The following is an 11,842-nucleotide window of genomic DNA, read 5'->3' as shown; positions in this document are numbered from 1 at the left end:
GTGACTGCAATTGACGATCGGCTGCTGCCTTCCACCGGGAGGCTCGGCTTGGCGGCACGGCCCAGGCGGAGACGTGTGGTTCGTGTCGAAGTTTCCACCGCAGATCAACTCTTCCCGACCCGAGAAAGGCTTCGGATCATGGTAGACCGTAAGAAACGCGCCCAGGACCTGATCAAGTATCACAGCTACGCCTCGGGCGCCTTCGGGCTGATCCCCGTTCCGGGCGCCGACGTCGCCGCCGTCAGCGCGGCGCAGCTGAACCTCGTCCACAAACTCGCCAAGCTCTATGGGGTCGAGTTCGCGCAGGAGCGGACCCGCGCCATCGTCGGCGCCCTGCTGGGCGGCGTCATGCCGGGGGCTCTCAGCTCCAGCGTCCTGGGCTCCGCCGTCAAGGCCGTCCCCTTCATCGGCACCGCGCTCGGCGTGGCGGTGATGCCGGCGCTGTCGCTGGCGGCGACCCGGGCTCTGGGCCAGGTGTTCGCCCAGCATTTCGAGACCGGCGGCACGCTGCTGGATTTCGACATCGATGCGATGCGCGAGTATTTCCGCAAGGAGTTCGAGGCCGCCAAGGGTGAGGCCGCCGCCGACGCTCCGGCCGCCGCACCGCAGATGGACGAGCAGCCGGTCCAGAAGGCCGGCTGACGCCTGAACGCCGGGCAAAGAAGGAAGCATCGCCGTGTTCGAGCTGATCTATATCGGTCTCTGCCTGCTGGTCGGGTTTCTGGGGATCGGCCGCCGCGGCGGCTTCCTGCTTTACGCCTTCCTGGCGGTGGTTCTGACGCCGCCCGGCGCCCTCCTCGTCATGATCCTGCTCACCGGCCGCCGCAAGAATCCGGCCAAGGCGTGACCGCAGCCATGACCATGCTCCCTTCCAACGCGCCTCGGCGACTGCCGGCACTGCTGCTGGCCCTGCTGGCGCTGCTCGTGCTGTGCACTCCGGCCCGCGCCGAATATTGGACCGTCGCGTCGGAGGACCATTTCCCACCCTACAATTATTCCTTCAACGGCAACCGCACCGGCATCGACACCGAGATCGTCAACGCGCTGCTGAAGGAACTGAACGTCACCCCGGTCCATCGCCCGCTGTCTTGGACGGAGGTGGTCCAGTCGATGGACGAGAACACCGCGGACATCGGCTTCCAGTTCATCGCGTCGCCGACCCGCTTCGCGCAGTACAACATGATCGGCCCGTTCCGCACCGGCACAACCGTGTTCATGGTGCGCAAGGACTCCAACATCACCTTCGACCGGCTGGAGGATCTGACCTCCTACCGCATCGGCGTGGTCGACGGCTTCTCCTACGCCGCCGACTTCGATGCGGCGACATATCTGGAGAAGGTGGCGTCGAGCAGCAACGTGGTCAACTTCCGCCGCCTGATCCTCGGCCGGGTGGACGTGATCGTCGGCGACCTGCATGTGCTGAACTATATGGCCAAGCAGGACGGCCGTCTGAAGGACGTGCGCGTTCTGCCCAAGCCGGTCGGGCTGATCCCCCGCTACATCGCCCTGCCCAAGGCGCGCAAGGAGAAGGCGGAACGGCTGCAGGCCGCCTTCGTCAAGTTGCGCGACAACGGAACCATTACCCGCATTCTCGACGGCTGGCTGGCGGAGTGACCGGACGATGGCCAAGCGCATGCCCCCTCCCAGCCGACCGCCGTCCTCGCTGCTGCCGCTGATAGGCCTTGCCGACCGCAGCATCCTGACCCGGCTGGTCATCACCGGCTGCGTTGCCGCCACCGCCAACCTCATCAGCCTGATGAGCCTCAGCGCGGAGCTGAGCGGCTGGATGCGCGGCGAGGTGCTGGACACCCCCTTCCTGATCTTCTGCCTGTCGCTGCTGGTCTCCTACGCGTTTGCCAAGCGCTTCGTCTCCCTGACGCTGACCACAGCCTTCAGCGCGCTGGCAGAGGTGCGGCGGCGCTTCCTCCGCCACGTCACGCTGGGCGGACACGCCGACATCCTGGATTTACAGGCCAAGCGGTCCTTCGATCTCGGCAACCATCATCTGGAGCGCATCGCAGCATTGCTGCCCAACCTGTCCATCGCCGCCAATATGATGCTGGTGGCGGCGGTCGCCTATCTCTACCTGTGGACCCTGTCCACCGTCGGCGCCACGCTGCTGCTGGTGGCGGCGCTGCTGGTCGGCGGCTGGTACGTGCGCGAGGCGCAGCGGACCCGCTCGCTGCTCGGCGACGCCAAGGAGTCCGAGCTTCGGATGCTCCAGGGCTTCTCCGAACTGGTCGGCGGCAATGCCGAGGTCAAGCTGGGCAAGGCGCGCCGCGACGAGCTGACCCAGGCCGTGGAGGCGGACGTCGCCCGCTGGGAAGAGCTGAAGCGCCGCCATGGCCGCAATCTGGGCGAGCTGTTCTCCTGGATCGCGACGATCATCATCGGCTTCTCGGCGGTCTTCGTCTTCATCTTCCCGCGCATGGGCGCGATGTCGGTGTCCGAACTTCCGCTGGTCACCTCGGTCATCCTGTTCCTGGCCCGCCCGCTGTCGAAATTCCTCAACGCCGTTCCCGACTATGTGGCGGCGGAGGATGCGGCGGCACAGCTGACGGCCCTGCTCGGCACCATGCCGGCCCTGGAATACGAGCCGTCGCGCACCGCCCGCGCCCCGCGCCGCTTCTCCAGCATCGAGCTGCGCGGCGTCAGCTTCGCCTACCGCGCCGGACTGCGGCCGGAACCCTTCGTGATCGGTCCCATCGACCTGACCATCCCGGCGGGCAGCGTGGTCGGCATCGTCGGCTCCAACGGGTCGGGCAAGTCCACCCTGCTGCGCGTCATCCCGCTGCTGTTCCGCCCCGACGAGGGGCAGGTGCTGCTCGACGGGCAGCCGGTGGAGACCGACCGGCTGGAGGCCTACCGCGACCTGTTCTGCGCCGTGTTCCAGGACCACCACCTGTTCACCCGGCTGCCGCAGGGGCCCGGCTTCGATGCCGAGCTGTTCCGCGAGATGCTGGCCTATCTGAAGATCGACCATCTGGTTCCGGACACCGGCAACGGGCTGCTGAACCGCGACCTGTCGAAGGGGCAGCGCCGGCGCGTCGCCCTGGCGGTGGCGGTGGCGGAAGGTCGGCCGGTCGTCATCCTCGACGAATGGACGTCCGACCAGGATGCCGAATTCCGCACCCGCTTCACCAACGAGATCATCGGCAAGCTGCGGGCCCTCGGCCGCACCGTGATCTTCGTGTCGCACGACGGCGACGTCTCGTCGGTCTGCGACGTCACCATCCGGATGACCAACGGCCGAATGACGAATGGCCGGATGACGAACACCGAAACAATCGACGGGTCAACGGACATGCCGGCCGCGACGGCCGCGTCCCGACCCGACATGGGTTCCGCTTCGGACCCCGCCATGGCTTGCTTGCAGGAGACCGCCTGATATGGCTGACCAGGCCTTCACCATCGACGACGCCGATGCGCTGCCGAAGCCGAAGTCGCGCCTGCGTGCGCTGCTGGGCCACTGGTACGACGAACACCGCCGTTCCCTGCTGTGCACGCTGCTGGTCGGCATCCTGATCTTCCTCTATTTCGCTCCGTCCATCGTCGTCTTCATCCCCGCCGGCCATGGCGGCGTGCTGTGGAAGCGGTTCCACGAAGGCACCCAGATGGGTCCGGCGCTCGCCGAAGGCGTGCATGTCATCTTCCCCTGGGACAAGATCGAGGTCTACGACCTGCGCCTGCAGGAGGACACCCGCTCCTATTCGGCCATCGCCAACGACGGCCTGAACGTCAGCATCGAGATCACGGTCCGCTACCGCCCCTATGCGGAGATGCTGGCCGCCCTGCACAAGAACGTCGGCCCACGGTATCTGGAAGTCCTGCTGGTGCCGGAGGTCGGGTCCGTCTCGCGAGAGATCGTGTCGCGCTTCAAGGCGGACGAACTCTATGCCCACCGCCGCCTGCGGGTGCAGACGGAGACCTACGAGCAGGTCGCCGACCGCGTGATGTACGCCCAGCTGATCGGCGCGGAGAATGTGCCGAAGCCGGACGGGCGGACCAAGACCGGTTATCTGCTGATCCAGGACATCCTGATCCGCAACGTCGCCCTGCCCGAAGCGATCATGGCGTCGATCGAACGCAAGATTCAGCAGGACCAGGCGGCGCAGGAATACCAGTTCCGCCTCCAGCGCGAACTGTTCGAAAGCCAGCGCAAACAGCTGGAAGGCCAGGGCATCCGCGCATTCCAGGAAACCGTGCAGGCCAACCTGACCGAGAATTACCTGCGCTGGCGCGGCATCGAGGCGACGCTGGAACTGGCCCATTCGCCCAACGCCAAGATCGTCGTGATCGGCAACGCCGCCAGCGGCGGGCTTCCGTTGATCCTCGACGCCGCCTCCAACCAGAACCCCCTGCCGGCACCGGTCGCCACCGCCGCCGCACCGGGCGCACCGCCGGCCTCGCCGAACGCCAAGCTGACCTCGGTGCCCACCAGTGCCGCCGTGCCGCCGGTCTCGCAGCTGCCGTCGCTGAGCGGAGAGGGAACGCCGGGCCAGACCCCCATCGGTCAGATGCCCAGCCTGAACACCGGCGGCGGCGAATCGGCCCCCGCGGCCGGACATCCGACGGCCCCCGCTCCGACTCCGACCGCCAAGCCGGAACCCGCGAAGGACGGCTCCAAGACCGCGGCCTCGGCGCCGATCCTGTCGAAGGTGTCGCCGTCCAAGCTCCTCGACATGATCCAGTCGAAGTGAGGCGGCGATGGATCTCTGGCGCATTCTGAGACGGGAGGCGCTGCGCAACATGCAGCCGCTGCTGCTGCTGGCGGTGCTGGCGGCGGCGCTCAACCTCGCCCTGCTGACCTCGCTGAACGACGCGCTGCTGGCGCTGGACGATCCGGAGGGCCTGCAGCGTCTGCTGATCGTCTTCCTGCTGTCGGCCTTCCTGTGGCGGATCGCCCAGGGCTGGATGATGAACGCGGCGTCCAAGCGCATGCAGGCCGCCCTGGCCGTGCTGCGCGTCGACCTGCTGCGCCGCGCGGTGGCCGCCGACCTGCCGGACGCGATGGCGGTCGGCTCCTCCCGCCTCGCCCAGGTGGCGGGCGGGGAGCTGCAGATGCTGGCCCAGGCGGTTCCGACCCTGGTCATCAGCTTCCAGTCGGTCGCCGCCATCCTGCTGTGCCTGCTGTATCTCTCCACCCTGTCGGGTGCGGCGGTGCTGATCGTGCTCTGCTTCCTGGTGGTCGGCGGCATCCTGATCGGACGTTCCGTCATCCGGCTGGAACTGATGTCGGAGACGATCCACGAGGCCGAAGGCGCCCTGTCGGAACGGTCGGACCACATCCTGCAGACCTTGCGCGAATGCAAGCTTAACCGCCGCCGCGCCGCCAACGCGCTGGCCGACGCGACGTCCTGCGCCGAAGCCCTGCGCAAGGAACGCCACCGGTTCGGCGCGGAGTACAGCCACTATTTCACCATCAGCGAGCTGACCTATTACGCCGCACTGGCCGGGATCATCTTCCTGCTGCCGGCGGTCACCAACACCGACATCGCCACGGTCATCCTGGCCGGCCATGCCGCCGCCTTCATCGCCTACCCGGTCATCACCATCGTCGCCTCCTACCCGTCCTACATCAGCGCCGAGACCGCCGCCCGCTCCTATCTGGCGGTGGAAGCGGAGCTGAAGGCGGGGCCGCAGGCGGTCACTCCAGGCCGCAGCAGCGGCATGGACGATCCCTTTTCCACCATCTCCCTGGAAGGCGCCACCTTCCGCCATGCCGGGCGGGACGGCACGGGCTCCTTTACCGTCGGCCCGGTGGACATGACGGTCGAGCGCGGCAGCGTCGTCTTCATCACCGGCCACAACGGTGCCGGCAAGAGCACGCTGATCCACATGCTGCTAGGGCTCTATCCGATCCAGCGCGGCAGCCTGTCGGTGGATGGCGTGACGGTCGGGCCGGACGGCCTTGCCGCCCATCGCGACCGCTTCGCGGTGGTCTTCTCCGACAGCCATGTGACCCGCCAGCTCTATGGTGCCACGACGCTCGACGACGGCTTCGCCGAAGAGCTTCTCGACCTGCTGGAGATGTCCGACAAGGTCGCCATCGACGGCCGTGCCTTCACCACCGTCGATCTGTCGCAGGGCCAGAAGAAGCGGCTCGCCCTGATCGCCGCTCTGCTGGAGCGCAAGCCGGTGCTGGTGCTGGACGAGTGGGCGGCCGACCAGTCGCCCTATTTCCGGCGCAAGTTCTACCGCGAGATCATTCCCTGGATGAAGGCGCGCGGCATCACCGTGATCGCCGTGACCCACGACGACGCCTATTTCGACGCGGCCGACGTGCAGCTCCAGGTCGACCGCGGCGGCATCCGCCAGCTCATCACCACGGTTCCCGCGGGCGGCATTCCTGCCCCCGACCTTCTTCCCGTCTCTTCCTGAGACGGGTCCACCTCCTCCCCTGCCCCCATCACCCAGACGCGAGACAGAGGCACACCATGATCCTTCTCACCGGCGGCACAGGCTTTCTCGGCGGTTCCTTCTACCTCGACGCCGTGCAGAACGGGTCCGCGGCGGACTGCCTTCTGCTGATCCGCGGCGCCGACGAGGCCGCCTGCCGCGCCCGTCTCGCCTCCAACCTCGCGCGCTGCGTCGACCGCGCCACGGCCGATGCCTATGCCGGCCTGTGCCAGATCCTGCCGGGCGACCTGCAATCGCTGGCAACCAGCACCGACCCGCGGCTGGACGCGGTGACCCACATCGTCCATGTCGCCGCCGACACCTCCTTCGACAGCCGCCATTCGGTCTGGCAGATCAATGTCGACGGCACGCTGGCGCTCGCCGCCCGCGCCCGCCGGATGAAGCATCTCCAGCGCTTCCTGCACATCGGCACCGCCTTCTGCTGCGGCGAGACGCCGTGGCTGGAGATGGTGAGCGAGGCCCCGGCCCCCGGCCACGACACCCCGCACATCGTCGAGTACACCCGCAGCAAGGCCGCCGCCGAGCGCGCTCTGGCCGCCGGCTTCCCCGACCTGCCGATCGTCGTCTGCCGCCCGTCCATCGTCGTCGGCCACACCCAACTGGGCGTGCGTCCCAGCGCCAGCATCTTCTGGTTCTTCCGTCTGGTCGACCGCACCGGCATCCTGCCCTGCTCGCCCGACGGCTTCATCGACATCGTCCCCGTCGACTGGGCGTCGGCCCGTCTGCACGACCTGCTGCGCAAGCCCGACCTGAAGCACAACCTCTACCACATCTCCGCCGGCCTCGGCAGCCGGACCACCTGGGTCGATTTCGAGGAAGCCTTCGCCAATCACGGCCATGAGGGCACCCGCCCCTACAGCTTCTTCGACCCGAAGGGTCCGGAAGGCTGGAAGCCCTTCGACCGCGCCTATCGCCTGGCATTCCCGCAGCGCGACATCCTGCACCGGACGATGGCCGCCGGCGGCCGCAAGTACCACCGCTTCACCGCCCAGGACATCGCTTTCGACAACAGCCGCCTGCTGTCAGAGGGCTTCGCCCCGCCGCCGCGCTTCGCCGATTACATCGGCGTCTGCCTGCAGCAGCCGCGCACGACCGTCGAGGAGCAGTTCGTCGACGACGCCGCCAGCTTCGAGTTCGACGAGTCGCTGTCCCCCGCCAACGCCGCCGCCTGACGCGCCAACGGGTCCGCCGGAACGAAACGCCATGCCGCTCCTCATTCCCACCCGCCTCGCATCCAGCCCGATCCACGGGCTGGGTCTCTTCGCCGAGGAGCCGGTCGCGGCCGGCACGCCGGTGTGGCGATTCGATGCCCGCATCGACCGCCTCTTCGCCCCCGACGACGCGCTGCTGGACGAGTTCCCTCAGCTTTCCCGGCTGGTGGATTTCCATGGCTGCGTGATCGACGGGGTCGGCGTCCTGCTTCCCGGCGACGACGCCCGCTTCCTCAACCATGACGACGAGCCGTCCATCGGCCGGGCCGACCCCGGCGACTGGCGGGTCTTCGTCACCCGCCGCGCCATCGCCGCCGGCGAGGAGATCACCTGCAACTACGAGGACATTTGCGCCGATGTCCGCGAGGCGGGTGCGGCCAGCTACCTGTCGGCCAGTGATCTGCCCGCCAGCGATCTGCCCGGAGCGTCGGCATGACGCCGCGCGCGTCTCATCACCCCCTGATGACCAGCATCGTCGAACCCGCCGCCCTGACTCCCGAACGGCGGGCGGTGATGTTCGCCCTGCTCAGCGTCTGGTTCGAGGGGTACGGCGAGGAGTATTTCAACGAGGAGCTGGGCGACCTCGACCACTGCGTCCTGCAAGAGGATCCTGATACCGGCGAGCTGGTCGGCTTCGCCACCGTTTACCGTCAGGAAACGGAGATCGCCGGCACCGCCGTCGGCGCCTTCCACACCGCCCATTGCATTCTGGAACGGCGCTTCTGGGGGTCGAACGGGCTGGTGCGCGCCATGGTCGCCGAAATGGTCGGGCGGGCGCGCGCCGACCGGTCGGGGCGGCTCTGGTACTGGAGCTACAGCGCCGTTGGCTACCGCTCCTACCGCTACATGCCGATGCTGTTTAACCGCCACACGCCCAGCGCGGACCGGACGCTCGACGACCTCGACCGGGCCTTGCGCGACCATATCGGCCGCGAATGCTTCGCGCACTACTACGACCCCGACACCGGGACGGTGGACTGGAAATGGCAGGGCTACGGCCTGACGGATGAGGCCCGCGCCATCAGCGAGGCCAAGCTCGACAGCCCGGCGGTCGCCCAGTTCCGCCACCTCAACCCGCGCTGGGCCGACAGTGTCGAAATCCTCTGCCTCGCCCGCCTGACCGACGACAACCTCACCCCGTTCGGCCGCCGCTGGTTCCCCATTGACCAGACGGCCTGACGCCTGCCGCTCTTTCCCGGAATGACCATCCCGATGCGCCCGATGTCCCAGATCTCCATTCTCCGCACCGCAGCCCTGGCCGGCACCGCTGTCGTCGCGCTTCAGGCCGCCCCGGCCCTTGCAGAGGCCGAGTTCAGCCTGACCATCGGCGGCGACGCCTATTTCCAGGGCGCCTATGTCAGCCAGAAGCAGGACAGCGGGCTGCGCTCGACCGAGTTCTCCAACCGCCTGCGCCTGACCGTCACCCCGTCGGCCACCACCGACAACGGGCTGACCTACGGCGCCCGGCTGCGTCTGGTCTCCGGCAACGGCGACCCCTCGGTGTCGAGCCGCACGGTGGAGAACGACCGCGCCTTCCTCTTCGCCAACGGGTCCTTCGGCACCATCCAGGCCGGCGTGATCAACGGGCTGTCCGACGAATACGGCATGATCGGCCCCAACACGGAGGGCATCGCCGGCAGCCCGGACAGCAACGGCATCCTGTTCCTCCACGGCTCGTCCACCTATGCCGGCCTGCCGCTAGCGGCGACCAGCCTGCGCACGCTGGTGTCCTACGACACCGGGACCAAGTTCATCTACATCAGCCCCAGCTTCGGCGGCTTGCAGGCCGCGGTGTCCTACACCCCGCGCACCGGCGATTCGAACACGTCGATCAACCGCCGCAAGGTGGATGCGCTGGGCGATGCGCTCGCCTTCCGCGACGTGGTCGAGGCGGGTGCCGCCTTCCAGAACAGCTTCGGCGACGTGACGGTGGAGGCCAGCGCCTTCTACCAGACCGGCAAGGCGGTGCGGCAGAGCGACGGCATAGCCAGCCAGTCCTTCGAGGATCTGAACTCGTTCCATGTCGGCGCCAATGTCGGCTATGGGCCGGCGAAGGTCGGCGTCAGCTACGCCTACAGCGGCGACAGCGGCTATGCCAAGGGGACCCCGCAGTCGCGCAACCAGCAGAACCTGATCGTCGGCGCCCAATACACCAGCGGCCCGCTGCTGTTCGCCGCCAATTACATGCGCGCGCTGGGCAACGACATGGCGACCATGACGACGCCGGCCAAGGCCGATGTCTGGCAGGGCGGCGTCACCTGGACCGTCGCCCCCGGCCTGACCACCGGGCTGGAGTATGATTATGTCCGCTCGACCCTGTCGGGCGCTGCGGCCAGCGGCGGCGACCTGACCGACCGCGCGCACATCCTGATGCTGGACACCCGTCTGGCATTCTAAGAGTCCGGACAAGCGCACCCTGACGGGCCGGCCCGAATGCCGGCCTGTCGGCCCCCCCGGAGCATTCACCGCACTGCACGCTACGCACCGGATTCCGTTCATCCCTTCGTAACCCGTTTTCGCGGCACTATATCTGTGGTAGAATCCGCCCGCTGTTTATAAAGAAAAAAGATAATCAGGGGTTGGTGTGGATATGACCTGTCTGGAGCCGGCAATGCCGCCACTGGCGTCGCCGACGGCAAGCTTCGATCCGTCACAGCTCCTGGAATTGACTCAAAGGGCGCGGGAACCGCTTTACATCTTGCGGAACCGGGACGGCCGGCTGGGAGCTTCGAGCCTTCCCCCGGATCTTGCCGGCGGCGAGCTTCATCCCGTCGCCACCCTGCCGCCGCTTTATCCAGAGTGGCTGGGCGACCGCGCTTTTCCGGAAACCCATGGTTGCCGCTTCGCCTATGTGGCCGGCGAGATGGCACGCGGCATCGCCACGCCGGCGATGGCGGTGGCCGCCGCCCGTGCCGGCCTGCTGGGCTTTTACGGCAGCGCCGGCCTGTCGCCGCAGCGCGTGCAGGAGGGGATCGCCGAAATCCACGCGGCCCTTGGCACCCAGGCGCCGAACTGGGGCGCCAACCTGATCCACAGCCCCAACGACCCTTCGCTGGAAACCGCAATCTGCCGCCTGTTCCGGCAGCAGGGCGTGCGCCGCGTCTCGGCCTCCGCCTTCATGATGCTGACCCCGTCGGTGGTCGAGCTGGCCGCCAGGGGGTTGAGCCGCGATCCGGCCACCGGCGCGGTCCGCCGCCTGACCCACATCTTCGCCAAGGTCTCGCGCGCCGAGGTCGCCCGCCAGTTCATGGCCCCGGCCCCGCGGCGCATGCTGGCCGATCTGGTCGCCCAAGGCCTCCTCACCGCCGGGGAGGCCGACCTCGCCTCCACCATCCCGGTTGCCGAGGACATCACGGTGGAGGCCGATTCCGGCGGCCACACCGACAACCGCCCGCTCTCAGTCCTTTTCCCGATCATCCAGCGCCTGCGGGACGAGCTGGTGGCTGCCCATGGCTATGACCGCAACATCCGCGTCGGCGCCGCCGGCGGTCTCGGCACCCCCGCCGCCATCGCCGCCGCCTTCGCCATGGGGGCCGCCTATGTCGTCGTCGGCTCGGTGAACCAGTCGGCCGCGGAGTCCGGTCAGCCGCTGTCGGTTCGCCGCATGCTGGCCGACCTGTCCAGCACGGACGTGACGATGGCGCCGGCCGCCGACATGTTCGAAATGGGCGTGAAGGTGCAGGTGATGAAGCGGGGCACCCTGTTCCCCTTCCGCGCCCAGCGCCTGTACGAGCTGTATTGTCGCCATTCCGGCCTGGACGATTTGCCGGCGGCCGAGCGCGCGACCCTGGAACGCGACGTCTTCCAGGCTCCGCTGGAGGAGATCTGGCGCCAGACCCGCGAGCATTTCGCCGTCCGCGACCCGGCGGAACTGGCCCGGGCCGAGGCCGATCCCCGCCACCGCATGGCGCTGGTTTTCCGCTGGTATCTGTTCAACGCCGCGCGCTGGCCGATGCTGGACGATGCCGCCCGGCGCCACGACTTCCAGGTCTGGTGCGGCCCGGCCATGGGCGCCTTCAACGACTGGGTGAAGGGCAGCTTCCTGGAAGCCGCGGAGAACCGCAGCGTCGGACAGATCGCCCGCAACCTGCTGGAGGGTGCCGCTGTGGTGACCCGCGCCCAGCAGATGCGCACGGCCGGCCTGCCGGTCCCGGCCGCCGCCTTCACCTGGGTGCCGCGCCGGCTGGCCTGACCCGCCGACGCGCCGGTTT

At 68.1% G+C, this 11,842-nt stretch carries 11 protein-coding genes; all 11 read left to right on the top strand.

The window, feature by feature from the left end:
* Window positions 1-138 precede the first annotated feature (138 nt).
* The 11 genes from ABNQ40_RS00905 (at window position 139) to ABNQ40_RS00855 (ending at window position 11,823) form a co-directional block, all read left to right on the top strand.
* On the top strand, window positions 139-642 hold the full coding sequence (locus ABNQ40_RS00905; RefSeq protein WP_109051142.1) for a YcjF family protein: 504 nt from the start codon (window positions 139-141) through the stop codon (window positions 640-642).
* Between the two features lie 34 nt (window positions 643-676).
* Window positions 677-847 carry a hypothetical protein gene (locus tag ABNQ40_RS00900; protein ID WP_199235390.1) on the top strand — a complete coding sequence of 57 codons (171 nt, stop codon included), beginning with the start codon at window positions 677-679 and terminating at the stop codon, window positions 845-847.
* Window positions 848-855: 8 nt separating this feature from the next.
* On the top strand, window positions 856-1,614 hold the full coding sequence (locus ABNQ40_RS00895) for an ABC transporter substrate-binding protein (RefSeq protein ID WP_109051143.1): 759 nt from the start codon (window positions 856-858) through the stop codon (window positions 1,612-1,614).
* Window positions 1,615-1,621: 7 nt separating this feature from the next.
* Entirely contained in the window at window positions 1,622-3,388 is a 1,767-nt protein-coding gene (locus tag ABNQ40_RS00890; RefSeq protein ID WP_109051144.1) for an ATP-binding cassette domain-containing protein, read from the top strand.
* Between the two features lies 1 nt (window position 3,389).
* A complete protein-coding gene (locus tag ABNQ40_RS00885; RefSeq protein WP_109051145.1) occupies window positions 3,390-4,700 on the top strand; it encodes a prohibitin family protein in 1,311 nt (436 codons plus the stop codon).
* A 7-nt stretch (window positions 4,701-4,707) separates the two neighbouring features.
* Window positions 4,708-6,381, top strand: coding sequence for an ATP-binding cassette domain-containing protein (locus ABNQ40_RS00880; RefSeq protein ID WP_109051146.1), 1,674 nt, complete (start codon window positions 4,708-4,710; stop codon window positions 6,379-6,381).
* A 56-nt stretch (window positions 6,382-6,437) separates the two neighbouring features.
* Window positions 6,438-7,592: an SDR family oxidoreductase gene (locus ABNQ40_RS00875; protein ID WP_109051147.1), complete on the top strand. Its 1,155-nt coding sequence runs from the start codon at window positions 6,438-6,440 to the stop codon at window positions 7,590-7,592.
* A gap of 31 nt (window positions 7,593-7,623) precedes the next feature.
* Window positions 7,624-8,067 (top strand): SET domain-containing protein, encoded by a 444-nt coding sequence (locus ABNQ40_RS00870; protein ID WP_391345334.1) that lies wholly within the window; start codon window positions 7,624-7,626, stop codon window positions 8,065-8,067.
* Window positions 8,064-8,810, top strand: coding sequence for a hypothetical protein (locus tag ABNQ40_RS00865; RefSeq protein WP_199235391.1), 747 nt, complete (start codon window positions 8,064-8,066; stop codon window positions 8,808-8,810). Before ABNQ40_RS00870 ends, ABNQ40_RS00865 begins: the two co-directional genes overlap by 4 nt.
* A 42-nt stretch (window positions 8,811-8,852) precedes the next feature.
* On the top strand, window positions 8,853-10,028 hold the full coding sequence (locus ABNQ40_RS00860; RefSeq protein WP_109491096.1) for a porin: 1,176 nt from the start codon (window positions 8,853-8,855) through the stop codon (window positions 10,026-10,028).
* A gap of 193 nt (window positions 10,029-10,221) precedes the next feature.
* The gene (locus tag ABNQ40_RS00855) at window positions 10,222-11,823 is read left to right on the top strand and encodes a PfaD family polyunsaturated fatty acid/polyketide biosynthesis protein (protein WP_109051149.1); all 1,602 of its coding nucleotides are present in this window, start codon (window positions 10,222-10,224) and stop codon (window positions 11,821-11,823) included.
* Window positions 11,824-11,842 lie beyond the last annotated feature (19 nt).

It is taken from the genome of Azospirillum sp. A23, assembly GCF_042938965.1.
Taxonomy (GTDB): Bacteria; Pseudomonadota; Alphaproteobacteria; order Azospirillales; family Azospirillaceae; genus Azospirillum; species Azospirillum melinis.
Note: the sequence above shows the minus strand (reverse complement) of the source record. Positions and strands in the feature narration are given on the sequence as shown.